At 53.0% G+C, this 23,321-nt stretch carries 27 protein-coding genes, 1 tRNA gene and 1 other annotated feature; of the genes, 5 read left to right on the top strand and 23 right to left on the bottom strand.

Features of this window, described 5'->3' with window-relative positions; translation table 11 throughout:
• Complete coding sequence (locus BQ7397_RS04370) at window positions 1–684, bottom strand: hypothetical protein (protein WP_144019968.1); 684 nt, start codon at window positions 682–684, stop codon at window positions 1–3.
• Between the two features lie 119 nt (window positions 685–803).
• Here BQ7397_RS04370 and BQ7397_RS09560 point away from each other — a divergent pair, with 119 nt between their 5' ends.
• Complete coding sequence (locus tag BQ7397_RS09560) at window positions 804–890, top strand: hypothetical protein (RefSeq protein WP_417875227.1); 87 nt, start codon at window positions 804–806, stop codon at window positions 888–890.
• 103 nt (window positions 891–993) lie between these two features.
• Here the strand turns inward: BQ7397_RS09560 and BQ7397_RS04360 are convergent, their stop codons facing one another.
• Window positions 994–1,773, bottom strand: coding sequence for a copper amine oxidase N-terminal domain-containing protein (locus BQ7397_RS04360; protein WP_077074890.1), 780 nt, complete (start codon window positions 1,771–1,773; stop codon window positions 994–996).
• Window positions 1,774–2,020: 247 nt separating this feature from the next.
• Window positions 2,021–2,224, bottom strand: coding sequence for a hypothetical protein (locus BQ7397_RS04355; protein ID WP_077074889.1), 204 nt, complete (start codon window positions 2,222–2,224; stop codon window positions 2,021–2,023).
• 300 nt (window positions 2,225–2,524) lie between these two features.
• Between BQ7397_RS04355 and BQ7397_RS04350 the strand changes: the two genes are divergently transcribed.
• From BQ7397_RS04350 to BQ7397_RS09555, 3 genes are read left to right on the top strand one after another with little or no spacing between them, the layout of a single operon-like run.
• Window positions 2,525–2,977 carry a transposase family protein gene (locus tag BQ7397_RS04350; protein WP_077074888.1) on the top strand — a complete coding sequence of 151 codons (453 nt, stop codon included), beginning with the start codon at window positions 2,525–2,527 and terminating at the stop codon, window positions 2,975–2,977.
• 21 nt (window positions 2,978–2,998) lie between these two features.
• A complete protein-coding gene (locus tag BQ7397_RS04345) occupies window positions 2,999–3,418 on the top strand; it encodes a transposase (protein WP_077074887.1) in 420 nt (139 codons plus the stop codon).
• Entirely contained in the window at window positions 3,385–3,495 is a 111-nt protein-coding gene (locus tag BQ7397_RS09555; RefSeq protein WP_144019967.1) for a transposase, read from the top strand. Before BQ7397_RS04345 ends, BQ7397_RS09555 begins: the two co-directional genes overlap by 34 nt.
• 122 nt (window positions 3,496–3,617) lie before the next feature.
• Here BQ7397_RS09555 and BQ7397_RS04335 read toward each other — a convergent pair whose 3' ends face one another.
• From BQ7397_RS04335 to BQ7397_RS04325, 3 genes are all read right to left on the bottom strand, one after another.
• Window positions 3,618–4,826, bottom strand: coding sequence for an FprA family A-type flavoprotein (locus BQ7397_RS04335; RefSeq protein ID WP_077074886.1), 1,209 nt, complete (start codon window positions 4,824–4,826; stop codon window positions 3,618–3,620).
• Window positions 4,827–4,906: 80 nt separating this feature from the next.
• Window positions 4,907–5,662 (bottom strand): exodeoxyribonuclease III, encoded by a 756-nt coding sequence (locus tag BQ7397_RS04330; protein WP_077074885.1) that lies wholly within the window; start codon window positions 5,660–5,662, stop codon window positions 4,907–4,909.
• A gap of 1 nt (window position 5,663) precedes the next feature.
• Window positions 5,664–6,482 carry a tRNA 2-thiocytidine biosynthesis TtcA family protein gene (locus tag BQ7397_RS04325; RefSeq protein ID WP_077074884.1) on the bottom strand — a complete coding sequence of 273 codons (819 nt, stop codon included), beginning with the start codon at window positions 6,480–6,482 and terminating at the stop codon, window positions 5,664–5,666.
• A 167-nt stretch (window positions 6,483–6,649) separates the two neighbouring features.
• On the opposite strand from BQ7397_RS04325, the gene BQ7397_RS04320 reads away from it, so the two are divergent.
• Window positions 6,650–6,725, top strand: a tRNA-Thr gene (locus tag BQ7397_RS04320).
• A 48-nt stretch (window positions 6,726–6,773) separates the two neighbouring features.
• Here BQ7397_RS04320 and BQ7397_RS04315 read toward each other — a convergent pair.
• The 17 genes from BQ7397_RS04315 to BQ7397_RS04235 all read right to left on the bottom strand — a co-directional run bounded on the left by BQ7397_RS04315 (window position 6,774) and on the right by BQ7397_RS04235 (window position 23,172).
• Entirely contained in the window at window positions 6,774–7,436 is a 663-nt protein-coding gene (locus BQ7397_RS04315) for an ABC-2 transporter permease (RefSeq protein ID WP_077074883.1), read from the bottom strand.
• Window positions 7,429–8,283 (bottom strand): ABC transporter ATP-binding protein, encoded by an 855-nt coding sequence (locus tag BQ7397_RS04310; protein ID WP_083703406.1) that lies wholly within the window; start codon window positions 8,281–8,283, stop codon window positions 7,429–7,431. The genes BQ7397_RS04315 and BQ7397_RS04310 overlap by 8 nt, the downstream gene beginning before the upstream one ends.
• Entirely contained in the window at window positions 8,283–8,657 is a 375-nt protein-coding gene (locus tag BQ7397_RS04305) for a GntR family transcriptional regulator (RefSeq protein WP_077074881.1), read from the bottom strand. Before BQ7397_RS04305 ends, BQ7397_RS04310 begins: the two co-directional genes overlap by 1 nt.
• A gap of 106 nt (window positions 8,658–8,763) precedes the next feature.
• Window positions 8,764–9,624, bottom strand: coding sequence for an EamA family transporter RarD (rarD, locus tag BQ7397_RS04300; RefSeq protein ID WP_077074880.1), 861 nt, complete (start codon window positions 9,622–9,624; stop codon window positions 8,764–8,766).
• An 80-nt stretch (window positions 9,625–9,704) separates the two neighbouring features.
• The gene (truA, locus tag BQ7397_RS04295) at window positions 9,705–10,448 is read right to left on the bottom strand and encodes a tRNA pseudouridine(38-40) synthase TruA (protein ID WP_077074879.1); all 744 of its coding nucleotides are present in this window, start codon (window positions 10,446–10,448) and stop codon (window positions 9,705–9,707) included.
• Window positions 10,445–11,257 carry an energy-coupling factor transporter transmembrane component T family protein gene (locus tag BQ7397_RS04290; RefSeq protein WP_077074878.1) on the bottom strand — a complete coding sequence of 271 codons (813 nt, stop codon included), beginning with the start codon at window positions 11,255–11,257 and terminating at the stop codon, window positions 10,445–10,447. The genes truA and BQ7397_RS04290 overlap by 4 nt, the downstream gene beginning before the upstream one ends.
• A complete protein-coding gene (locus tag BQ7397_RS04285; RefSeq protein WP_077074877.1) occupies window positions 11,250–12,110 on the bottom strand; it encodes an energy-coupling factor transporter ATPase in 861 nt (286 codons plus the stop codon). The genes BQ7397_RS04290 and BQ7397_RS04285 overlap by 8 nt, the downstream gene beginning before the upstream one ends.
• Window positions 12,083–12,916, bottom strand: a complete 834-nt coding sequence (locus BQ7397_RS04280) for an energy-coupling factor transporter ATPase (protein ID WP_077074876.1) — start codon at window positions 12,914–12,916, stop codon at window positions 12,083–12,085. The genes BQ7397_RS04285 and BQ7397_RS04280 overlap by 28 nt, the downstream gene beginning before the upstream one ends.
• Before the next feature lie 99 nt (window positions 12,917–13,015).
• On the bottom strand, window positions 13,016–13,522 hold the full coding sequence (locus BQ7397_RS04275) for a tryptophan transporter (RefSeq protein ID WP_077074875.1): 507 nt from the start codon (window positions 13,520–13,522) through the stop codon (window positions 13,016–13,018).
• A 39-nt stretch (window positions 13,523–13,561) separates the two neighbouring features.
• Window positions 13,562–13,790 (bottom strand) — a binding site (T-box leader).
• 77 nt (window positions 13,791–13,867) lie between these two features.
• Window positions 13,868–14,104, bottom strand: coding sequence for a glutaredoxin domain-containing protein (locus BQ7397_RS04270; protein WP_077074874.1), 237 nt, complete (start codon window positions 14,102–14,104; stop codon window positions 13,868–13,870).
• 54 nt (window positions 14,105–14,158) lie between these two features.
• Entirely contained in the window at window positions 14,159–15,496 is a 1,338-nt protein-coding gene (locus BQ7397_RS04265) for a D-alanine--D-alanine ligase family protein (protein ID WP_077074873.1), read from the bottom strand.
• 44 nt (window positions 15,497–15,540) lie between these two features.
• A complete protein-coding gene (gene carB, locus BQ7397_RS04260; protein WP_077074872.1) occupies window positions 15,541–18,762 on the bottom strand; it encodes a carbamoyl-phosphate synthase large subunit in 3,222 nt (1,073 codons plus the stop codon).
• 8 nt (window positions 18,763–18,770) lie between these two features.
• Window positions 18,771–19,811: a carbamoyl phosphate synthase small subunit gene (locus BQ7397_RS04255; RefSeq protein ID WP_077074871.1), complete on the bottom strand. Its 1,041-nt coding sequence runs from the start codon at window positions 19,809–19,811 to the stop codon at window positions 18,771–18,773.
• 10 nt (window positions 19,812–19,821) lie between these two features.
• Complete coding sequence (locus tag BQ7397_RS04250) at window positions 19,822–20,718, bottom strand: dihydroorotate dehydrogenase (protein WP_077074870.1); 897 nt, start codon at window positions 20,716–20,718, stop codon at window positions 19,822–19,824.
• Entirely contained in the window at window positions 20,711–21,388 is a 678-nt protein-coding gene (locus tag BQ7397_RS04245) for an iron-sulfur cluster-binding protein (RefSeq protein ID WP_077074869.1), read from the bottom strand. The genes BQ7397_RS04250 and BQ7397_RS04245 overlap by 8 nt, the downstream gene beginning before the upstream one ends.
• Window positions 21,372–22,292, bottom strand: coding sequence for an aspartate carbamoyltransferase (pyrB, locus tag BQ7397_RS04240; RefSeq protein ID WP_077074868.1), 921 nt, complete (start codon window positions 22,290–22,292; stop codon window positions 21,372–21,374). Before pyrB ends, BQ7397_RS04245 begins: the two co-directional genes overlap by 17 nt.
• 220 nt (window positions 22,293–22,512) lie before the next feature.
• Window positions 22,513–23,172, bottom strand: coding sequence for a hypothetical protein (locus tag BQ7397_RS04235; RefSeq protein ID WP_077074867.1), 660 nt, complete (start codon window positions 23,170–23,172; stop codon window positions 22,513–22,515).
• Window positions 23,173–23,321 lie beyond the last annotated feature (149 nt).

The following is a 23,321-nucleotide window of genomic DNA, read 5'->3' as shown; positions in this document are numbered from 1 at the left end:
TTAATTGACGTACTGCTTGATGTAGCCGAAATAGCTCGCCGAATCCATGGAATCGCCCCCGTCGGGATAGGGAATGTAAATCCAAAGATCCGTATCACTCCCACCGAACATATCGTTGTAAATCTTATCAGCATTGGTGGTATTATAAGTAAGGTTCAATACGCCAGCCGCCTCGTCGTAATTGCAGTCCATGGCGGTAATCACACGAATCGTCTCCAAATCCACATAGACCTCCCCATCTTTCACAATAGGCTGAGTCTTCAGACGATAACAGGGATTGAACTGCTCGTGATTTTCTTCCATAATGCCGTATTCGGGAAAGTAATCCAGGCGGTTCATGGTGTAACACGGAGTGTCGAAATCATTACTCACACGAGTATACCCGCGGCTCGGAACGTCGTCGTCGAATTCTGCCATGACGGCCCCATTTCCTGCCCGGGTAATGGCCATGGCGGGAAACAAGAGGGTGTCTCCTCGCTTCTTCGGCCGGTAATCTTCCAAAAGCACATTGCCGTCGACGACGATGCGAACGGTGTCGGACACTCTGCCCTCTCCCTGTGCCGAGGCGTCGGCGGTTTCCGAAGCCGTCACTTGATTCGTATTGGAATTGGCATCAAATTCTTCATCGAACTCATCGGCTATGTAATATAATAAACTCTTACTCTCTTTTATGTACGATTTCATTATATCGAAATTTCCAATGATTCTCAGCTTTGGCAAAAAAAGTGCATTGCGCATACAAAAAAGCGCCGGCTTCCCGACGCTTTTCTTTACTTGCTTGCCTTTAAGACTTCGGCGTCGCCGTGAAAATGGGCGCCACCAAGGCCGACTTCGACGCCACCGTGGCCATTCACCCCACCAGTGCCGAAGAAATGGTCACGATGAGATAATGATTCAAAAACGCTTCTACCCGTCACGGCAGAGGCGTTTTTATTTTGAGCAAAAGAAAATCCCGCCGGCACTTTCGCCGACGGGATTCCTTCTATCTCTTTTTTATTTTCCTACGCGGACCGTCATCAGGATGTCGTCGATGCGGTCGTGGGCCTTTTCGAATTTTGCCTTCAGCGTCTTGTCTTGAATCATCGCCGGATCGCCCCTGAAGTCCGCGCCGTAGTAGACGCCGTCTTTGTAGGCGAGGATGACGGGCCAATTGTACCAATCCCACTTCGGATTATGCACCCGGCTCAGGGAGAAGAGGAAGCCGTCGCTGCCCGCATCGTCATTGGACTTTTCGTAGAAGTGGAGGCATTTGCCTTCGAGCTTGTAGGAGATCTCCACATCCTTGGGCAGTACAAAGGACATGTTCACGTCTTTCACGTAGATGCGCTCACCGGCCGGCGCATCCTTTTGGGGATAGCTTCCCACGGTGACGACGCGCACCTTCGGCATCCACTTGACGGGAAGGCCCGTGGCCTCGCCTAAGTAGCGAGCGGGAATAAAGGTGCGATTTTTTTCCAGATAAGGTGCCACGTCCATGGACGCCGTCTTGTCGCCCAGGCGATAGGTTTTCTTTCCGATGGTCATGACCACGGAAGCGTCGCCCTTAGTCAAGGTGACTTCTTTTTTATCTCCGTTCCACGCCACGGTGTAGCCCAGCTCTTCGGTCACCGCGCGCACGGGCAGGAAGGTGCGGTCGTGGCGAATGACGGGCATCGTCTCTTCGTCCAAGAGCTCCCGGCCGTTGACGTAAACCGCGATGGGATCGGCTCCCTTCGCCAGCACCGCCGAGGGAAGGAGCAGCAAGCAGATTAATAATGTGGCCAACTTTTTCATAAAAAACCTCCTTCGATCATCCGTAGATGATTGCAATTTACCGTACACTTCACGTCATCTCTTTGTTCCACTGCGGATTTACAAAAAATCATCTTTAATCAATGGATGCAGCGGAAGAATTTGTGCTTCTCTGTACTTTATTATACCCCCCCCCCAAGGATTTTTCAATGCTTTTATAGGCCACAGACGACTGTAAGCTGATGAAATTTTTTCCTTCCAAGTAAAAACAACTTGTACCGTAAATGGACTAAACATTTAGCCCATTCTTATCTTTATTTTTATCACGTAAATTTTTAACACCATTTGTTATGCCCAATATCATCGCCATAAATGATATTATTATCATCTCCATACTTCCGCCATTAATAATACTCTTAACAAAAACCACAGCAGCGAGTACTCCTGCTATTATTTGCAGTATAGATAAAAATAGCTTTGATTTATTACTCATTTTTACTACCCTTTTAATAACTTCTCACCGACAAACTAGTTGGAGACCATCCATATACATAGTAACCATCTTTATGAAAATAAGTCCTAGTATATTTTAATCCCACAGTTATTGATATTCCAATCTTCTTCCCCAGTCTGTATTGAGATAACCCTAACGGTTTTCTATATTCTTCAATTCTATTTTTCATTATTTAGCCTTCTTTCATTTGGTTAAGTATAGTTTGCCATACATTTCCACAAAAAAACAGGCTTTATAATATCCATTGGGGTAGAGTGACCTCCTCAATGGATATTTTTTATGCAAAAAGATAGCACTTGTTTTCCCTATCGCCTAAAATTAAATCACCACAATAAAATAAAGGGGGTCAAACGAGTGCAAAAAAATATTGCCACATTACTTTTAGGAATACAAGATGCCGAGGTTACCGGTGTGTCAGAAGAAAGACATCTGATTACCATTGATTGTAAACCCGTTCATGATCGGGTTTGTCCTCACTGTGGATCGACCCATGCCTGGGTTCACGATCACCGGGAGCAATTGCTTCGAGACGCACCGATGCGGCGTAAGCACGTGGTTTTTCGCGTTAGGAAGACGCGCTATGATTGCAAGGATTGCGGGGCGCGCTTTGAAGCTCCCCTTTCCTTTGCCGCCAAGGGTAAACAGATGATAAAGCGTTTAATCGCTTATGTGGTGGATGCTTTTCGAGATATCCGTTCGATGTCGGAGCTGGCACGGGAAGTGGGCATTTGATCGACGAGCATTTTCCGCATCGTGGCTTGTTTGTTTGTGCCCCGTCAACGGCTGCCCCGCGTCTTTTGTATCGACGAGTTTAAGGGAGACAGCGGCGGAAGCATGTACCAAACCACCTTGGCCGATGGGGAAGCGAAGGAAATCATCGACATTCTTCCCACGTGCTACGGCGAGGATTTAGCTAGGTATTTCCCCTCCATCGATCGCACGGAAAGGCGCGGCGTTGAAATCTTTGTCAGCGATATGTGCGGTACCTATAAAAGCGTAAAAGAAGCCTTCTTTCCACAAACCGGACGAAAGAGGCTAAGAAAAGCGGGCGAAAGGAGTGGCGCAACTGCTTGCGCGCTTACAACAACTGGTTCGAGGAGATCACCAGCAGCTTTGATTAGCCTTGGAGTAACGGCGACGTGGAAGGAACGCACAACAAGATCAAGACCGTGAAGCGTGTCACCTTTGTGATGCAAAACTTTCATCATTTTCGAACGAAACTGCTTTTCGTTTGTTCAAAAGATCGGTAATGAATGGCTTTTAGGAAAATAAAAAGGAGCCTAGTTTTCACTAGACTCCCCAATGATTAACATAGAACCAGAATTTTTTCCTTCCATACAAAAAAAGCGCCGGCATGCCGACGCTTCTCTCTTTACTTGCTCGCCTTTAAGGCTTCGGCCATTTCCTTGGCCATTTGGGCACATTTGTCTAAATCTTCCTGCTCGGGAGCGCCCATAACATCCACGGTGGTGGAGAGCACTTCCCATTTGCTTTCTTCGGCGAAGGCGGCGAATACTTTTTCCGCGCCGCCGCCCCAGCTGGCGTTGGTAAAGGTGCCTAAGATGTGGTTCTTCATCTTTTGTTTCTTCAGCACGTCGACCAAGGTGGCCATGGGCGGGAACAGGCCCACATTGTAGGTGGGGCAGCCGAGGATGATGCCCTTGTAGTTCCAGGTTTCACTGATTAAATAGCTCAGGTGGGTCTTGGACACGTCGCGAATGCGAATGTTGTGTACTCCTTCGGCGGAGAGGGAACGGGCGATGGCTTCCGCCACTTGCTCCGTATTGCCGTACATGGAGCCGTAGACGATGAGCACGCCGTCTTCGGTTTTTTGTTCGCTTAAATCGCTGTAGAGTCCCACGATGCGTTCGATATTGTCGCGCCAAATGGGGCCGTGGTCGGGACAGATCATTTGAATGTCCAGGCCTTCTAATTTTTTCAGGGCGCGAATGACTTGCACGCTGTATTTGCCAACGATGTTGGTGTAGTAGCGAATGGTTTCTTCACGGTACTTGTCCCATGCCACTTGGTCGTCGAAGATGGCGCCGTCTAAGGTGCCGAAGCCGCCGAAGGCGTCTTGACTGAAGAGGATGCCCGTTTCTTCTTCGAAGCAGACCATGGATTCGGGCCAGTGAACCATGGGGGTGGTGTAGAAGGTCAGCTTCCGCTCGCCGATGTCCACGGTTTCGCCGTCGGCTACGACAATTGCCCGCTCGTCGCCGATGTCGTAGAAGTTGTTCATCATGGTGACGGCTTTTTTATTGGTAATGACCTTGCAGTCCGGGTAGCGCTCCATGACGCTCTTTAAAGAGGATGTGTGGTCCGGCTCCATGTGGTTGACTACGATGTAGTCCAGTCCCCTGCCGTCCAGGGAATCTTCCAGCTTTTCAAAAAATTCCGACACGGAATCGATGCGCACACAGTCCAAAAGACAGGTTTTAGATCCACCGTCGAACAGATAGGAGTTGTAGCTGATGCCGTCGGGCAAGGGCCACATGCTTTCGAAGAGATGGGTGTAGCGATCGTTTACGCCGATGTAGTGTAAATGATCGTTGATTCTGATAAATCGCGTTGCTGCCATTGTCTCACCTTTCTTTTAAAATTTAATTCTTATACCTCATTAAATTTTACCGACTTTTCTTCAAGATTTCAATCCATTCCCTAAACTTCCAGCTCCAAATAAACGGGACAATGGTCGCTGCCCATAATGTCGTCGCGAATGTCGGCTTCGACGATATCTTCCGCCAGCCGTTCGCTGACGACGAAGTAGTCGATGCGCCAACCGGCGTTTCTTTCCCGGGCCTTGGTAATATAGCTCCACCAGCTGTAGCGGTCCTCCGCATCGGGATAGAGGTGGCGGAAGGTGTCCGTGTAGCCGGCGTCCAGCAGGTTTTGAAATTGGCTGCGCTCTTCGTCGGAGAAGCCGGCGTTTTTACGATTGGCCGCGGGATTTTTCAGGTCGATTTCCTTGTGGGCCACGTTTAAATCCCCGCAAAGCACGACGGGTTTCACCTGATCCAACATATTCAGGTACTTGCGAAAATCCTCTTCCCACTCCATGCGGTAGTCCAAGCGGGCCAGGCCACGCTGGGAATTGGGGGTGTAGCAGGTTACCAGGAAGAAATCTTCGTACTCGCAGGTAATGACCCGCCCTTCCTTGTCGTGCGCTTCCATGTCGATGCCGTAGGACACGTGAATGGGCTCTTCCTTCGTAAAGACCGCCGTGCCGCTGTAGCCTTTTTTCTCGGCGTAGTTCCAGTATTGATGGTAGCCTACAAGCTCCAAATCCAACTGGCCCGCGGAAAGCTTGGTCTCCTGCAGACAGAAAATATCCGCGTCCACGTCCTCGAAAAAATCCATAAAGCCCTTCTTTAAGGCGGCGCGAATGCCGTTGACATTCCATGAAATCAGTCGCATACTATTCTCCCTTCTCGTAATGTTCTAAAAAGCTGTGCTTCTCTCCCTCGCTGTCTTTATAACCTAAAATCGCCCCGAGCTCCACATTTTCCGCCGAGCGATAAATGGACATGGCCACGTTTGGATTTTCCTCTGCAATGGTTTCGATGAGGTTCTTCACATAGGCACGGGCGCCGAAATTTTCCTTGGCCGTCACCGTGCAGGCGCAGTCGATGGGGGTGAGGTCGTTATACTTCACCCACTGGCGAATGTCCGACTCCCGAATAAAAATCATGGGCCGAATCAGCTCCATGCCCTCGAAATTCGTGGAGTGAAGCTTGGGCATCATGGTCTTGTAGCTGCCGCCGAAGAGCACATTCATCATCACCGTCTCGATGACATCGTCGAAGTGGTGGCCCAGGGCCAGCTTATTCGCCCCCAGGGACTTGGCCTTGTCGTAAAGGCTCCCCCGCCTCATGCGGGCACACATGTAGCAGGGCTTCTCCCCGCCCATGTCCTCCGCCACTTCAAAGACATTGCTGTCGTAGATCTGCAGGGGAATCCCCATGGCCTTCGCCGTTTCCTCCACCTGCTTGCGAATGGAGGGCAGGTAGCCGGGATCCATGGTTAAAAACAAGAGCTCAAACTGTTTCTTGCCGTGGCGCTTCAATTCCTGCAACAGCTTCGCCAGAAGCAGGGAGTCCTTGCCGCCGCTAATGGCCACGGCGATGACATCCCCGTCTTCGATTAGGTCGTAGTCGTTGATGCCCTTAATAAAGCGGCGCCAAATGGTCTTCCGATATTTTTTTATAATGCTTCGTTCAATTTCCGCTATGGACACGTGCTCGTCCTCTCTATTTAAAAAATCCCGGCTCCCCGGGACATACCATATCGCTTCTATGGTACTATAAAAGGCGGGCCGTTTCAATCGCCGCCCGCCTTCATGAAAGAATTTTTACATGGCCCTTGCATTTTCCGCTTACATGACCTAAAATAATAGGAGTATTCGCTAACGTGGCTCAGTTGGTAGAGCAGCTGATTCGTAATCAGCAGGTCAGGGGTTCAAGTCCCCTCGTTAGCTCCAAATGACGCCTACGGGCGTCTTTTTTTATGCTCTTTTTTTCGAAACGTATTATAAATCTCTCTTCTTAAATTTTTTCAGGGCTATGCCATAAGATAGCATGGTCATCAGCACCAAGAACGCGATGCCGAAAAGCGCGATGAGCGCCACGTGGCTCGTCGCCCACAGGTAAAGGCCCTTGGCTTCATCGGGAAAAGCCGAGGCGGCAAAGCCAGATATGCCGACGACGATTAATGTCGCGGCGATGATGGCTCCCCCGGCCACCGCCTTAGCTCTTTTGTGGCCCACGGCAAAGAAGATCGGCACATTGATGTCCATAAATAGGATGGACACGGCGAGATAGAGCCCGCCGCTCATCAAGCTTTCACCGATTAACAGTTCGCCGTTTTTCACCAGATTCACGCCATTCATAATGACGAGGGCGGCGAGGATTGCGACGAGAAATACCACGAAAGAATAAAGGTAACGGCCCTTAACCGTATCCTCATCTTCCATGCCGATCATACGGTAGAGCCGCTCCGTCCCGGAATCTTCGCCGGTCACGAAGGGGTAGGTCATGATCATTAAGGACACGATCATGGCGAAGACCATGGGAAAGACGGAATAATCTCCAATGTAGGTAAATCCCACGGAAAACAGGATGAAAAATGCAATAGGCTTCCAAGTCATATAAGGGCGAATGCCCAAAAAATCCATTTTGCAGGTTTTAAGCATCTTCATCACCTCGATGGTAAAAAGTCATAATGCGGTCGATGGAAGGCTTCTCCACCACGGCGTTTTCGCCGAAAGCATGAGCCCCATCCGTCGCCACCAATACTTCCACGTGGGTGGAGGTTTTTTTCTTGCCGAGAATTTTTTTTGGATCGACGGCTTTCAAATCCGCCTCACTGCACTTTACGATGCGGTAAGCCTCCAAAAAATCGTCTTTCGTGCCGTAAAAAATCATCACGCCATCCATTATAAAGGCGATGTAATCGGCAATGGCCTCCAAATCCTCCGTAATGTGGGTGGAAAAGAGCACCGTGTTTTCCTCATCCTCCGCCATGTAGCGTTGAATGGTGTCGCGAAATTCATCGCGGGAGCGGGGATCCAGCCCGCTGGTGGGCTCGTCCAAGATCAAGGTCTTGGCGCCGTGGGACAGAGCGGCGGCGAGCATAAGCTTCGTCGTCATGCCCCGGGAAAGGCCCTTCACATTTAATTTTTCGTCGATGCCGTATCCCGCCACCCGCTTCGAAAATTCCGTGCCGTTCCAATTTTTATAGCCCACGGACAAGACTTTGTTCACGTCTCCCACGGACCAGTCTTTCGGAAAATAGGATTCATCGAGGACGATGCCTACATCCTGCAGGTAGTCGTTGTCTTCCGGCGGCGCGCCGCGGTAAAGCACCTCGCCTCCGTTTAAATGATTAAGATTTAAAATAGCGCGAATGGTGGTCGTCTTGCCCGAGCCGTTGGGACCGATAAAGCCCGTAATAAATCCCTCTTTCACGGGAAAACTGACCCCGTCCAGGGTAAAGGCGCTGTATTCCTTCCGAATATTTTTTAAAGCGACTCGATCCATTATTCACCTCCGAAGAAAATATCCAGCATGGCGACAATCTCTTTCTTGTCGATGCCGTGATCCTGTGCAATGGCGACGACGGCTTCCATATGTGCTTCGATTTCCTTTTGCAGGATTTCCCGCGCCACATTCTCGTTTTTCTCGGCGACAAAAGATCCCTTCCCCTGCCGCGTCACGATAAAGCCTTCTTCTTCCAGCGCATCATAGGCTTTTTTTACCGTCATAATGCTGATGGAAAGATCCTTGGCGAGGACGCGAATGGAAGGAAGCTGCTCGTCGTATGCCAGCACGTCGTTTATAATTTGATCGCGAATTTGATTCCGCAGCTGCTCATAGATGGGCAGAGAAGCGGAATTGTCAATGATGATGTCCATGGCTATCCCTCATTTCTATAACAGTGTATAACAGCAGTGAACACTTGTCAATAAAAAAAGGCCCTCGATTTTTCTCGAGGGTCTTGACCTGTCTCTTATTTTATTTTTACTCCACGACCTTTTTCTTCTTTTGCCGGAAGGTGTCCGTCAAAAACAGGGCCACACCGGCCCACACGAAGGCGAACATCCAGGCGTGGATGGTGGTAAATTCTTCACCCATGCAGAAGACGCCGAGGAGGAGTTGAATGGTGGGATTAATGTACATTAAGACGCCTGCCACGGAAAGATCCGTGTCTTTCATCCCCGATGCAAAGAAGATCAAGGGCACGGTGGTTGCGATGCCCATGGTGGGGAGCAGGATAATGTCTCTTGCAGAGAGTCCGTCCAAGTGACTGAAGGCCAACAGATAAATCATGGCCAGTGGCGTCACCAGCAGAGTTTCCATAAAAATGCTTTCCATTGCCGTGGCGGTCACTTGCTTTTTAAAGGCACCGTAAATGGAAAAGCTGACGCCGATCATAATGGCAAAGATCGGCACTTGACCGTAGGCGACGATGGGGACGGTAACGCCCATAATGGCGAGAGCGAAGGCCACCCACTGCATGGGCCGCAGCTTTTCTTTGTAAATAACAAAGCCGAGAACGATGGAAAAGATGGGATACATATAATAGGCCAATGAGGCGTCCAGGACACGGCCGGTCATCACGGCGATGATGTAGCCGCCCCAGTTAATGGTAATGGTGATGCCCGCCAAGAGCAAAAAGAGCATCTGCCTTTTGTCTTTCATGAGGGCGAGGATGGCGGGGCCCTGTCCCAGAATAAGCATGATGATCAGACAAAAGATCATTGAAAAGACGATGCGAAAGGACAGGACCGCCAAAGGATCCATGGCACCGAAGATGGGCCAATATAAGACGAGAAAAGCCCACATAAGGTAACAGGCCAATACTTTAAAGCTACCGCGCATAGAACACCTCTTTCTATATATTGTCTCTATTCTAACATATCGAATTTGTTTTCAAACAAAAAAACAGCACGCGGCGCGTGCTATTTGTAATCGATGGACATAAGGATCAATCCGTTGGCGGGGGCCGTGGGGCCTAAATCCTTGCGGTCCAATGTCTTCGTGGCCTTGAGCAGCTGATCTTCCGGCATGAGGCCGCGGCCGATTTCCATGGCGCAGCCCATAATGATGCGGATTTGGTTTTTCAAAAAGCTTTTGCCGTAAAAATCCACTTCGATGAGCTCTCCCGCCCGGGTCACGGTGATTTCGTCGATGGCTCGCTTGGGATTGGCCGGCGATGCGTAGCGGCCGATAAAGGCGGAGTAGTCGTGGAAGCCCTCGATTTTCTTCAGGGCCCTTTCCATGCGCTCCACATCCAGGGGGAAGGGGGCGTGGACGGCGTAGCGATCCAACATGCCGCTTCGGTGCTTGGCATTATAGATGCGGTACTTGTAGTGCTTTCTCTTGGCGCCGTAGCGGGCATGAAAATCCTCGGGCACTTCCACGGCCTCGGTAATGCTCAGATCCCGGGGCAGGTGGTAATTGACCACTCGGGGGAAATTGCCCAGGTCGATGGTGGTGTCCGAGAGGAAGTTCGCCTTTTGCCCCAGGGCGTGAACGCCTTTGTCCGTGCGGCCCGCGGACTGCAGCGCCACGGGGTGATGCACGGTTTTTTCAAGAGCGCTCCGCAGCAGGGTCTCCACGGTGCGAAGCTTTTTCGGCCCCTGATCCTGATAGCCGTGAAAGTTCGTGCCGTCGTAGGCCACGGTGATCAATATATTTTTCATGGCAGGGGCACGGGCATCCAGCGGGAGGCACAGACGGCGATGAAGAAGATCATGTTCAGGGCGAAATACAAGTGATCCTTCCCGGTGATGCGCAGGGGATTTAATTTCGTGCGGTGTTCGTCGCCGCGGTAGCAGCGGCTTTCCATGGCGGTGGCCAGCTCTTCCGCCCGGCGAAGGGCGTTTAAGATCAAGGGCACCAAAAGAGGCACCAGATTCTTCGCCCGATTCAACACATTCCCCGATTCAAAATCGGCGCCGCGGGCCATTTGCGCCTTCATAATTTTATCCGCCTCGTCGATTAAGGTGGGAATGAAGCGCAGGGCGATGGTAATCATCATGGCGATGGCGTGGGCGGGAAAGCCCACCCGCTTCAGGGGGCTCATGAGCTTTTCAAAGCCTTCGGTGAGGGCGAGAGGCGAGGTGGTCAAGGTGAGGAGGCTGGTCCCCACGACTAAAAGCACGAGGCGTATGGCCATAAAGACGGCCTGCACCAGCCCTTCACGGGAGATGGACAGAAAGCCCCAGCGGAAAATTTCTTCCCCGGGAATGAAAAACAGATTCATGACAAAGGTAAAGATCAAGATCAGCCGCAGGGGCTTCAGTCCCTTTAGCACCATGTTCACGGGAATTTTCGCCGCCACAATGGTTAAAAAGAGCCACGCGAAGACGAAGATATAAGGCCAAAAGGATTGAATGAAAAACAGGCTCACGATAAAAATCGTCATAATGAGGATTTTGTATCGGGGGTCCAGGGAGTGGACCGGGGACTTGGCGGGAAAATACTGGCCGATGGTTATGTCTTTAAGCATGTCTTCCCTCCCACCATGTCTTTAATTCGTCGAAAGCTTCGTCGACGGTAATACAGTCTTCCTTTATGGGAATGCCCGCGCCCTTTAGATCGGTCATGGTGTGGCGCACCTGGGGCACGTCGAGACCGATGGCGCGGAGCTCTTCCGCTCGCGCAAAAATTTCACGGGGCGTGCCGTCCATGCACACTTCGCCTCGGTCCATGACGATCATGCGGGTGGCGAGACGGGCCACTTCTTCCATGCTGTGGGACACCAAGACGATGGTGGTGCCGGTGGACTCATAAATCTCGTGAATCTCTTCCAGGATTTCGCGACTGCCCCGGGGATCCAGTCCCGCCGTGGGCTCGTCCAAGACCAGCACCTCGGGCTCCATAGCCAGAATGCCGGCAATAGCCACCCGCCGCTTTTGCCCGCCGGAAAGGGCGAAGGGGCTCTTCTCCCCTTTCTCGTCGTAGTCCAGGCCCACTCTCGCCATGGCGCGGCGCACGCGGTCCTCCACCTCGTCGTCGGTGAGGCCCAGATTCTTCGGCCCGTAGGCGATGTCTTTGGCGATGGTCTCTTCAAAGAGCTGGTACTCCGGGTATTGAAACACCAGGCCCACCTTTTGGCGCAGAGTGGCGATGTTTCCCTTGTCGCGAAAATTGGTGCCTTCGTAGAGGATCTTCCCTTCCGTCGGTTCCATGAGGCCGTTTAAATGTTGAACCAAGGTGGATTTGCCGCTGCCCGTGTGGCCCACCAAGGCGATAAATTCGCCGGCATGAATGTCCAGATTCACTTGATTCAGCGCCCGCTTTTCGAAGGGCAGGCCCTGATTATAAATATAGCTTACATTTCGGATGCTGATGCTCGGCATAAGGCGTCGACAAACTCCTCTCTATCTAAAATTCCGTCGGGCAGGGGCACGCCTGCGGCCTTTAAACGGGCGGCGAGCTCCGTAACCTGAGGCACGTCCAAGCCCAGGGACTTCATGGTGTCCACTTGATTAAAGACTTCCCGTGGCGGGCCCTCCAACACGAGCTTGCCCTCTTCCATGACCGCCACCCGATCCGCCTGAACGGCTTCCGACATAAAGTGGGTGATGAGGATAATGGTCTTGCCCTCTTCCTTATTCAGCCGCAGAATCGTCTTCATGACTTCCTCCCGGCCTCTGGGGTCCAGCATGGCCGTGGGCTCGTCTAAAATAATGTAGTCGGGATTCATGGCGAGAATGCCCGCAATGGCCACCCGCTGTTTCTGGCCACCGGAAAGTTTGTGGGGCTGATCGTCTTTGTACTCGGTCATTTCCACCGCCGCCAGGGCCTCGTCTACGCGGCGGCGCAGCTCCCCTTGCTCCACAGCCAGGTTTTCCGCGCCGAATGCCACGTCTTCTTCCACGATGGTGGCAACGATTTGATTGTCGGGATTTTGAAACACCATGCCGGCACGGGCGCGAATCTTCCAAATGTCCTCTTCCACTTTGGTGTTCATGCCGTCGATGACGACATCGCCACGTGTCGGTTGGAACAAGCCGTTTAAGCACTTGGCCATGGTGGACTTGCCGCTGCCGTTGTGGCCCAAGACGGCGACGAATTCGCCCTTTTCGATGGTGAGGTCCACGCCGCCCACCGCCGGATGATCGGCCTCTTCGTATTCATAGACCAGATTTTTTATTTCGATCATAAGTGCTCCTTTGCTCCAAATACTGCCTTAACTTGTGTATTATACCATAGGCCTCATTGAAAGGGACATGGAAAAAGAGCGAGTGCACTCGCTCTTGACCTAGGCTCGATTCCGTTTGTAGTTGACGGCGATGACTCTTTCGTAAATGACGCCTAATACCGCCGTCATGGCTGCCGTGGGAAGGACGACGGCGACGAACATGGCGGTAAAGGCCGCATCGCCGGGCAGACCCACGAGGAGCATGGCCGTTCCCAAGAACACGGAGCCGCTGATAATGGTGGCGACGAAGTAAATAATGGCTTTTTTTACGGTGCCGTCGCCGGGAATTGCGCGAATCATAAGCAGGACGGAAAATGCGGCGACGATTTTATCGCAGATGTTCGGAAGCTGACCGCCGGGGAATTGGGTGGTCAATGCCGCCATAACGCCGGTGGCCACGCCCATGGCCAAGGTGGGCAAGGGCTTCGGGTTTAAAATAATGTAAGCGATTAAACAGAAAAGCATAAAGTCGGGCTTCATGCCGTTAAAAAATCCCGGGACCACGGTGTGTAAAATGGTGCCCAATGCGATGAAAATAGCTCCCTGTACTAAAGTTTTCGTGTTCATAATAACTCCTTTTCTCGGCACAAAAAAACCACTTGCTCGTGTAGGAGCAAATGGTGAATTCGCGGTGCCATCCTAGTTGCGCCCAAAGGACGCATCTCATTTAGATACTAACATATCCTATCTCTGTAACGGGAGAACCGGCTCGGCTACTTTATTTCACCTCGCACTCACAGACCCATTCACGACAGGCTACTTCATCGGTTCGCACCAACCACCGACTCTCTGAGAAGGGCACCTGAAGCTACTTGCTTCTGCTCGACGCTTTCATATTTGTTAGGATTACTAATAGTATAGCAGAAAAAAGCGAAAAAGCAATTGTTTTTCCGCAATCGGCGGAATTTTTTTCTAAATCTCGAGCTCGAGACAAATGTCGCCATCGTCGAGGACAAAGGCGGGCACGCCGACGGCCCCCGCTTTCTTTGCCTCGTCGAAGGCGGGCTCTTCGTCACGCATTTTCATAAAGGCCTTTAAATTGCCGATGCTCGCCGTAATGTCCACGTAGTCGTAGGGGATGTTTTTCTCGTCCAATTTCCTTTTTGCTTCCACGCAGTCGGGGCAAAGATCCGTGCCGTAAATTTTCATAGCTCCTCCTACAAAAAACCGGCATTCACTGCCGGCTTTGTTTTTATTCTCTTATCAACGATTTTCCAAGAAGCGAATCCGCTCTTCCAAAGCGTAGACCCGTCGTTCCAAAGCGGCGTAGCGCCTCTTCAACTCGCGAATGTCCGACTCCTCGCCGTAAGCTTCTGCGGCCGCCGCCGTTTCCGCCTTGGCGTCCGCTTGGGCTTCGTCCATGCGCTCTTTGGCGTAGCGCTTGGCCTTGTATATGGTCTCGCGGGCGCCTTCACCTACCCGTTGCAGCCGCTCCTTGGCGGCGTCTTTAGCTTGATCCATGGCCGCATTGGCGGCGAGCTGCGCTTCTTTCGCTCCCTCATCCGCCCCTTCCATGCTTTCATCTAAATGATGGCGCATTTCCTTGGCTTCTTCTTGGAAGCGGTCGATGCGTTCCTTGGCCTCGCGGCTGTAAAATTCCGAGAGACGCTCTTCCTCTTCCTTCAAGAGACCGTCCATATCTTTCAGCCGGGTCTTCGCCGTGGCCAAAAAGCCGTCGCTGCGGTCTTTTAATTCCGCGCCGGTCCGCGCCAGGGCGGCATCGACGATAGAGAAGATGACATCGTCACGAGACATGCCCCGGGCCCTTGCTGCGGCCATAAAGTCGCCTTCAGCGGAAAGCTCGGGAAAGGCAACAGAGTCCACAATGTAGGCGGCGTCATCCGCCACTTCCATTTCGAAATAGCCCATGTCTCTGAATTGAAAGAGCTCGAAAACTTTTTTCGCGAGGGAGGCGACTTCCGCCGATTCATTTTCGCTTAGATCCTCATCGGAGGCGGCCATAATTTTTACATCGTCGCCGTTGCCTACGACGGCTACGTGAACCTTCTTGCCCTTCAAGGGTTCGCGAACGTAGATAGTCGGCGCCACGTCGAAAAGGGCTTTGGCTTTTTCGTAGAGGGCCTCTTCGTCTTCCACGAAGACCGCATCATCTTCCGCCGTCAAGATCAAGGGATACTCGGCGTCGATCTTCGCCAGATCCACGACGCCGGATGCCATATAGACCCGCCGATAGGGCAGGTTCTGTTGCTTCAAAATGCCCGCGGCCAAGAGGGGATCCTCGCCGATGCCCAGGCCCATGACCCCGGCACCGACGAAGGGAATGCCTTCGCCGGTTAAAAGGGATGCCAGGGACTTCCTTTCGTCTCTATCTTTTACCAGGGGGAAGACCAAATCGATCTTGTCCCATTTTAATTTAGCGATTAAGGATTCGTGGATCACGTACTGGGCCACGTCGGCTTTTTTATTTAAGACCGCCGCCAAGTCGTCGGCGTCTTTTCGCGCGGCGAGTACCGCTTCTCTGCGGTCCGCCTTGTTTTTTTCAGGTTTATTTAATAAGTCGATGGTAATTCCGATTCCCATATCCTCACACTCCTTTATGAAGTATTACCCGAATCGCCTCATTATCAATCGTTGTTGTAGTCGCCGATTTCGTAAATAGTCAAATCGTCTTTTAAGGGATTGTTCTTCAGGGTTTGGGCGAAGACCTTGGCCTTGTCCAAATTGGTGAAGAGTTCCACGTCGCATTCGATGGCGTTTCGACGAATCAAGAAGCCGTCGCGCTTGGAGTCGTTGCCCTTGGTGGGCGTGTTGAAGACGAGGTCGATCTTCCCTTCTTGGATCAGGTCGATCATGGTAGGTGCTTCTTCGCCGATGCGGCGCACCTCTTCTGCTTCGATGCCGTTTTTATTTAAGAAGGCCTTGGTGCCCTTGGTGGCGTAGAAGGTGACGCCGTCTTCCGCCAGAGATTGGGCGATGGGCAAGAATTCCTCTTTGTCGCGGTCGCGAATGGTGCAAAGGGCGCGGCGGCTCTTGGGCGCGATGTCCGTGCCGGCGGCTAAAAAGCCCTTGGCCATGGCCTCTTCTTCCGTGCGACCAACGCCTAAGACCTCGCCGGTGGAACGCATTTCGGGGCCGAGGGATGCTTCCACCCGGTGGAGTTTTTCCGTACTGAAGACGGGAATCTTTACGCAGGTGGTGGGAGAGACGGGGCCGATGCCCGTGCCGTAGCCCATGGATTTTAAGCTGTCGCCGAGCATGACCTTCGTCGCGATTTCCGTAATGTTCATGCCCGTAACCTTGGAGAGATAGGGCACGGTGCGGGAGCTTCTCGGGTTCACTTCGATCATGAAGAGGGTGTCGTCTTTAATGATGAACTGAATATTTATCATGCCGTTGACGCCCAGCTCCAGGGCCACTTTCTTCGTGGCGTCTAAGATGGCCTCGTCCATTTTCTTCGAAATGTTTCGACTGGGGTAGATGCTGATGGAGTCGCCGCTGTGGACGCCGGCCCGCTCCAAGTGTTCCATAATCCCCGGCAGGAAGACGTCGGTGCCGTCGCAGATGGCATCCACTTCACATTCCATGCCTTGAATGTATTGGTCGATTAAGACCGTGCGCTTGGGATCCATGGCGAAGGATTCTTCCAGGTAGTAGCGCAGATCCTCGTCGGCGGTACAAATTTCCATGCCTTGGCCGCCGAGGACGTAGGAGGGGCGAACGAGGACGGGATAGCCCAGGCTTTCCGCCTTTTCCATGCCCTCTTCCACGCCGTGAACGCCGACGCCTTTCGGGCGAACGAGCTTGAGCTCTTCCAGCATGGCGTCGAATTTTTCCCGGTCTTCCGCCCGGTCGATGGCCGTGGGATCCGTACCCAGGATGGGGATGCCTTCTTCTTTAAAGACGCCGGCCAGCTTAATGGCGGTTTGGCCGCCGAACTGGAGGATGACCCCTTCCGGTTTTTCCTTTTCGATAATGTTTAATGTATCTTCCGCCGTCAGGGGCTCGAAGTAAAGCTTGTCGGAGATGTCGAAGTCCGTGGAGACGGTTTCGGGATTGTTGTTAATGATGATGGTTTCGTAGCCTTCCTTGCGCAGGGTTTTGACGCAGTGAACGGAAGCGTAGTCGAATTCCACCCCTTGGCCGATGCGAATGGGGCCGCTGCCGATGACGATAATGCGGCGCTTGTCTTCGTGGACCGGCGATTCGTCTTCCCCTTCGTAGAGGGAGTAGAGGTAGTTGGCCTTGGCGTCGGCGAGGCCCCCTTGGGTGTCCACTTTTCTGTACTTGGCTTCGATGCCGAAGAGCTTTCTCAGCTCACGGATGAATTTTTCGCTGACGTTTAAGCGATTGGCGATGATTTCGTCGCTGAAGCCCAGGCGCTTCATTTCGCGGAGCTTGTCTTCCGTCAGGTCTTCCTTCTTCATGGCTTCCAGTTCCGCTTCCACGCCGACGATGCGCTTAATGATGCGGAGGAAGTAGGCGTCCATCCCCGTCTCTCTGGAGAGGCGACTGATGTCGTAGCCCGTGTTTAAAAGAGCCGCCAGATAGAAGAGGCGCTCGTCGTTGGGCCGCTTCACATTTTCCTTTAAGGTGGCGATGTCCATGGTTTTAAAGCGGGGATGGAGCAGGCTGAAGGCGCCGATTTCCAAAGAGCGCAGGCCTTTTAAGAGCGCCACTTCGAAGGTGGGGCCAATGGCCATGACTTCGCCGGTGGCCATCATCTTCGTGCCCAGATTGCGATCGGCGTTGAAGAATTTGTCGAAGGGCCACTTGGGAATCTTCACGACCACGTAGTCGATGGAGGGCTCGAAGGCCATGGATCGGGTGACGGTAATCTTGTTTTCGATTTCATCTAAGCCCAAGCCCAGGGCGATCTTTGCCGCTACCCTAGCGATGGGATAGCCCGTGGCTTTCGATGCCAGGGCCGATGAGCGGCTGACCCGGGGATTGATTTCGATGACGGCGTATTGCAGGCTGTTGGGTTCCACGGCGAACTGCACATTGCAGCCCCCTTCGATGCCCACGCCTTCGATGATGCGGAAGGCCGCTTCACGAAGCATGCCGTGTTCCAAATCCGTCAGGGTTTGGGTCGGCGCCACCACCATGGAGTCGCCGGTGTGAACGCCGACCGGGTCGATGTTTTCCATATTGCAGACGCAGATGCAGCTGCCCTTGGAGTCGCGAATCACTTCGTATTCGATTTCTTTCCAGCCCGTAATGCATTTTTCGATTAAGACTTGGCCGACGCGGGAGAGGTGGATGCCAGCGTGGGCGATGGTCTTGAGCTCCGCTTCCGTTTCGCAGATACCGCCGCCGGTGCCGCCTAAGGTAAAGGCCGGGCGCACCACCACGGGATAGCCGAGGATCTTTGCATAGGCCACGGCGTCTTTCACGGTTTCCACGGTCTTCGATTCGATAATGGGCTCGCCGATTTCTTCCATGAGTTGACGGAATTCTTCCCGGTCTTCGCCCTTCTTAATGGAGGGAATGGAGGTGCCGATAATTTCCACGCCGTATTTGTCCAAGACGCCGGAGTCGTAGAGCTCGATGGAAAGGTTCAGGCCCGTTTGCCCGCCCATGCCGGCGATGAGGGCATCGGGGCGTTCCTTTGCGATGATCTTTTCGATGACCTCCGTGGTCAAGGGTTCGATATAGACCTTGTCCGCCACTTCCCTGTCGGTCATAATGGTGGCCGGGTTGGAGTTGACGAGGACGACTTCCACCCCTTCTTCACGAAGGGATTCACAGGCTTGGGTGCCTGAGTAGTCGAATTCCGCCGCCTGACCGATGACGATGGGGCCGCTGCCGATAACGAGTACTTTTTTAATATCTTTGTTGCGGGACATAATTCCTCCTAGGCTAATTCGCTGATGACGGACAGTTGTGCGCTTAACAGATCCCGTGCGCCGGGCAGGCCGAAGGGATCGAAGAGCACGCCGACGGCTTTGTTCTTTTCGTCTGTGAAGCCTTCCACTGTATGGTCGGCCACGTTTCTGTAATCGATCTTCACGGACTCGGGCAGGTGATCGATGCCGTATTCTCTGTTTTGGCTCGTCATATAGACCCGCTCCTCTTCTCCCTTCACGGGAATGGAGGCACCGGCGTGCGGCGAAGCGAGTTTTTCGAGATCGCCGCCTAAGGCCAGGCCCAAAAACTGTGCCCCGAGGCCCATGCCGTAAATGGGAAGTTTGCCGATCATCTGTCCGATGTCGTGTACCAGGTCCAGATAGTTGGCGGCGACGCCGGGGCCGGAGCTTAGGAACAAGAGATCCGGCTCGTCGTCTAAAATCGCTTCGAAATTGGTCATGGCGGGATAGACGATGAGGCGGTAGCCCGCGTCGTTTAATGCTTCCAAGATGCCGTCCTTGACGCCGAAGTCCCAAAGGGCGACGGTGGGGCCGTCTCCTTCGATTTCCGTGACCTCGATGGTGCTCACCTCTTCGATGGTGTTGGGATTTTGCTCGGCGAAGTATTCGTCCATTTCAGAGGGCGTCATGAGACGGTCGGTGATGACGCCTTTTTGCATGCCCGTTTCCTTTAAGTGGCGAATGAGGCCGCGAGTGTCCACATCTTCGAGGCCCACCACGTCGTAGTAATTTAAGTAAGCCTTCAGATCCATTTCGCTGCGGAAGTTCGTGGCGTTTTCCATGGCGCGGCGGCAAAGGAAGGCGGCGATCGTCGGTCCGTCGGACTGATTGTCTTCGAAATTCATGCCGTAGCCCCCGACCAAGGGATAGGTAAAGAGTAAAATGCGATCTAAATTGGCGGGGTCGGTCATGACCTCCTCGTGGCCGATCATGGTGCCGTGTACGGTAAAGCGGCCGCCCACTCTGCGCCGCTTGCCGCTGAACTGCTTGCCCGTAAAGACGGTGCCGTCTTCTAATTGAATATACATAGTCGCTCCTTTAAATCATCCCGCGAATCTCGTCCAGGGATCCGATGTTCTCTTCTTCCATATATGTTTTTAAATCGGCGATGAGCCGGGGCACGATGTGGGGCTCCACTAAATTCATGGTGCCGATTTCCACGGCACGGGCCCCCACCATAATCATGGCGATGACATCCTCCGCCGAGCGAATGCCGCCCATGCCCACGACGGGAATCTTCACCGCCCGGGCGGTGTCTCGCACCATTCTCAGGGCGATGGGAAAGATCCCGGGCCCCGAAAGGCCGGCATAGACATTGTCGAAAACGGCGCGGCGATTTTTTACATCCACGGCCATGGCCTGGAAGGTGTTCACCAGACTGATGCCGTCGGCTCCCGCCGCTTCGCAAGCCTTGGCCAGCTCCGCCGGATTGTCGCCGTTAGGAGAAAGCTTTACCAGGATTTTGTGGTGGCTCACTTCCTTGACCTTGGCCGTAATGGCCGCCGCATCCTGACAGTGCAGGCCGAAGGCCATGCCCCCCGAGGCCACATTGGGACAAGAGATGTTCAACTCGATCATGTCGATGTCCGCCTCGTTTAACATCTCCGCGGCGATTAAGTAATCCTCCACGCTGTGGCCGCCGAGATTGGCGAGGATCACCGTGTCGATCTTTCGCATCTGGGGCAAGATTTCTTTGATGAAATGCTCCACGCCGGGGTTTTCCAGGCCGATGGAGTTCATAATCCCCGAAGGCGTTTCGTAAACCCGCTGCCCTGTGTTCCCCGGCCGGGGATTGAGCGTGAGCCCCTTGGATGAAATGCCGCCGATGATGGCCGGATCGTAAAAGGGGGCGTATTCTTCGCCGAAGCCGTAGGTGCCCGAGGCGCCGATCAACGGGTTCTTCATGGTGTTGCCTAAAAGCTCCGTCTTAAGCATAGATGGACCTCCCTTCAAAGACCGGGCCGTCCTTGCAGACCCGCACCCGCCGGCCCTCTTTTTCGCAGGTACATGCCAAGCAGGCGCCGAAGCCGCAGCCCATGTGTTTTTCCATGGAGACGTAGATTTTATTTTTCGCCCGCTTCACGGCCTCCCGCATCATGGGATCGGGGCCGCAGGTGTAGATGACCTCGTCTGCGATTTCAAGCTCGTCGAAAATATTGGCGCCGAGGTAAAATTTCACCCGATCGCCGTAGGGGGCGTAGATGGCCTGAAGGCCCTCGTTGGGCTCCCGCAGGCCGATGGCCACGGAGAGCTGATTGTTTCTGTCCCCTTCCAACAAATGGAGAGAGGGGGCGATGCCCGTGCCTCCGCCGATAAAGAGGGTCTTCTCTTTTATTTCGGGAAAGCCGCGGCCGAAGGGCCCTTCCGCCACGATCTCCTCCCCGGGCAAGAGCCGCGCCAGGTCGTCGGTGCCGCCGCCGACTTTTTTTATAAGGAAGGACAGGGCGCCGTCTTTTAAAGAGAAGACGGATATGGGCCTCCCCAAAAGCTTCGCCCGGTCTCTGGGCTTCACCATGAAAAATTGCCCCGGCGAGGCGTCCCCGTCGTAAGCCAGGGTGAGGACGAAGAGGCCGCCGCCCAAGTCCACATTACCGATTACCATCATTTTTTGCCTCCAACAAGGTCAGGATCAAAGCCATGCGCATGTACATGCCGTTTTGCGCCTGCTCGAAGTAAAGGGCCCGAGGGTCGGTGTCGATTTCCGGATCGATTTCGTCTACGCGAGGCAGGGGATGGAGCACGATTAAATCCTCGGTCGCCGCTTCCAGCACGTCGGCGTTCAATAAGTAAGAGCCCTCGTAGCGCTTCGCCTCTTCTTCGCTGATGAAGCGTTCCTTTTGCACCCGGGTCATGTAGAGCACGTCCAAGTCTCCGATGGCGGCCTTTAAATCGTCCACTTCCACATAGGGGCAGCGGGCGGTTTTTAAATATTCTTCGGGCATGTTCAGGCCTTCGGGGGAAATAAAGACGAATTCGTTGTCGTAGCGATTTAAAAACTGAAACAGGGAGTGGACGGCGCGGCCGAAGCGCAAGTCGCCGCAAAAGCCGATCTTTAAGCCCGCCCAGCTTTTCTTATGCTTGCGAATGGTGAAAATATCCGCCAAAGTCTGCGTCGGGTGGGCGTGGTCGCCGTCGCCGGCGTTAATGAGGGGCATGTTCCGGAGGACGTCCACGGCCTTGTGCTGGGTGTAGGCGCAGGGATGGCGCATGACGCAAATGTCCGCGTACTGATCCACAATGTGCAGGGTATCCCGCTCGCTTTCCCCCTTGGCCAGACTGGATCCCTTCACGTCGCCTAAGTGAAGCACCTGACCGCCTAAGCGGTACATGGCAGCGTCGAAGGACATGCGGGTTCTCGTGGAAGGCTCAAAAAAAAGACTGGCCAGGATCTTTCCGTCGCACGCGTGGGCGAAACGTCCGGGATCCGATGCAATTGCTTGCGCCAGTCTAAATAAATCGTCGTACTCTCTTTCTGTCATATCATCCGGTTCTATGAAATGTTTCAGCATATGGCCTCCTATAAAAAAAGCTTTTACACAGGTAAAAGGCACAAAGAGAGACCCGTCCCTAGGGACAGGTGTATTCTGTTTTGCGACCTTTTTAGTGTCTCGCACTAAATTAAAGTATCTTCGCTACAAATAGTCTACGCCCCCGGCGGCCGTTCGTCAAGGAAAAATGACGAGAGAAATAAAAAAGCCCGAAGGCACTTGATGTCCTTCGAGCATGGTTTCATACTTCCTCTTTTCCTCCCGGCCACGGCGGTGCTTCGAGATCGGCTTTCAATTCTTGTTTCGCCTTTTCCAAATCGTAGGGCGCATCGGCCTTCTTATTCTTCTTTCCCGGAAGCTGCCAGTCGTAGTCCAATTTGTGGACCTTGTTTCCATAGGCCCCGTCGATTAACCAAGAGGCTCCCGTGTCGCTGGTCATGGCCGCCAGAACCTTGGGCACGCCCTCTTCGATGACGAGATGGATTTTGTAGGGGTAGTTCACGGAGGCGTGTTCCTTGCCGTCGTAGAAGGAAAAATCCACGAACATGGTGACGTCGTAGCTGCCGTCGCCGTTGTCGATAAATTCTTCATCCTCGAAGGTCGCCTTTTCAAGGACGTCCTTTCGCCCCACCACCTCACAACGATATAAATTCATGGCCCGCTTATCTTTTATGAACTGTTGAAGCTTCTGCGCGTCCTTACTTAAATTGTTCGTGCTGATTTCCTCGTCCTGAGCGAAATCGCTAAAGTCGTTTAGAATAAAATTCCGCGCCGTCTTTAAGCAAGGCTCCTTCCATTCGCTACCATCGCTCTTCGCGAAGGAGCTGTAGGGCCCGATGCAAAAGGCCGCCGCAAGGGCCACGAGAGCCAGACCGCCGCCGAATAGAAGTAACTTCTTCATCTTTATCCTCCTTCTGTGCTTTTTCTATGTACGGTGCCGACGTCTGCTTTATAAAGGCATTCGACGCTTTTTTGGCTGCCGCTATCTGATTTTAATATACGCCGCTTCCCGCCACGGGAGGTTACAAAAAGATGAGTGGAAAATAATGT

This window comes from Aedoeadaptatus urinae, from assembly GCF_900155585.1.
Taxonomy (GTDB): Bacteria; Bacillota; Clostridia; order Tissierellales; family Peptoniphilaceae; genus Aedoeadaptatus; species Aedoeadaptatus urinae.
This window is presented reverse-complemented; position numbering and strand designations above follow the sequence as displayed.

Coding starts and splice junctions, on each gene's coding strand:
- BQ7397_RS04245 (WP_077074869.1), bottom strand. CDS start 21,388: ATGATGGTAATCGGTAATGTGGACTTGGGCGGCGGCCTCTTCGTCCTC.
- BQ7397_RS04335 (WP_077074886.1), bottom strand. CDS start 4,826: ATGGCAGCAACGCGATTTATCAGAATCAACGATCATTTACACTACATC.
- BQ7397_RS04355 (WP_077074889.1), bottom strand. CDS start 2,224: ATGAGTAATAAATCAAAGCTATTTTTATCTATACTGCAAATAATAGCA.
- BQ7397_RS04370 (WP_144019968.1), bottom strand. CDS start 684: ATGAAATCGTACATAAAAGAGAGTAAGAGTTTATTATATTACATAGCC.
- BQ7397_RS04275 (WP_077074875.1), bottom strand. CDS start 13,522: ATGAACACGAAAACTTTAGTACAGGGAGCTATTTTCATCGCATTGGGC.
- BQ7397_RS04250 (WP_077074870.1), bottom strand. CDS start 20,718: ATGCTTAAGACGGAGCTTTTAGGCAACACCATGAAGAACCCGTTGATC.
- BQ7397_RS04330 (WP_077074885.1), bottom strand. CDS start 5,662: ATGCGACTGATTTCATGGAATGTCAACGGCATTCGCGCCGCCTTAAAG.
- truA (WP_077074879.1), bottom strand. CDS start 10,448: ATGAAAAATATATTGATCACCGTGGCCTACGACGGCACGAACTTTCAC.
- BQ7397_RS04255 (WP_077074871.1), bottom strand. CDS start 19,811: ATGTATATTCAATTAGAAGACGGCACCGTCTTTACGGGCAAGCAGTTC.
- BQ7397_RS04360 (WP_077074890.1), bottom strand. CDS start 1,773: ATGAAAAAGTTGGCCACATTATTAATCTGCTTGCTGCTCCTTCCCTCG.
- rarD (WP_077074880.1), bottom strand. CDS start 9,624: ATGCGCGGTAGCTTTAAAGTATTGGCCTGTTACCTTATGTGGGCTTTT.
- BQ7397_RS04290 (WP_077074878.1), bottom strand. CDS start 11,257: ATGCTTAAAGACATAACCATCGGCCAGTATTTTCCCGCCAAGTCCCCG.
- carB (WP_077074872.1), bottom strand. CDS start 18,762: ATGTCCCGCAACAAAGATATTAAAAAAGTACTCGTTATCGGCAGCGGC.
- BQ7397_RS04285 (WP_077074877.1), bottom strand. CDS start 12,110: ATGCCGAGCATCAGCATCCGAAATGTAAGCTATATTTATAATCAGGGC.
- BQ7397_RS04270 (WP_077074874.1), bottom strand. CDS start 14,104: ATGAAAATTTACGGCACGGATCTTTGCCCCGACTGCGTGGAAGCAAAA.
- BQ7397_RS04280 (WP_077074876.1), bottom strand. CDS start 12,916: ATGATCGAAATAAAAAATCTGGTCTATGAATACGAAGAGGCCGATCAT.
- BQ7397_RS04315 (WP_077074883.1), bottom strand. CDS start 7,436: ATGCTTAAAACCTGCAAAATGGATTTTTTGGGCATTCGCCCTTATATG.
- BQ7397_RS04310 (WP_083703406.1), bottom strand. CDS start 8,283: ATGGATCGAGTCGCTTTAAAAAATATTCGGAAGGAATACAGCGCCTTT.
- pyrB (WP_077074868.1), bottom strand. CDS start 22,292: ATGCTGAAACATTTCATAGAACCGGATGATATGACAGAAAGAGAGTAC.
- BQ7397_RS04235 (WP_077074867.1), bottom strand. CDS start 23,172: ATGAAGAAGTTACTTCTATTCGGCGGCGGTCTGGCTCTCGTGGCCCTT.
- BQ7397_RS04350 (WP_077074888.1), top strand. CDS start 2,525: ATGCAAAAAGATAGCACTTGTTTTCCCTATCGCCTAAAATTAAATCAC.
- BQ7397_RS04265 (WP_077074873.1), bottom strand. CDS start 15,496: ATGGGAATCGGAATTACCATCGACTTATTAAATAAACCTGAAAAAAAC.
- BQ7397_RS04305 (WP_077074881.1), bottom strand. CDS start 8,657: ATGGACATCATCATTGACAATTCCGCTTCTCTGCCCATCTATGAGCAG.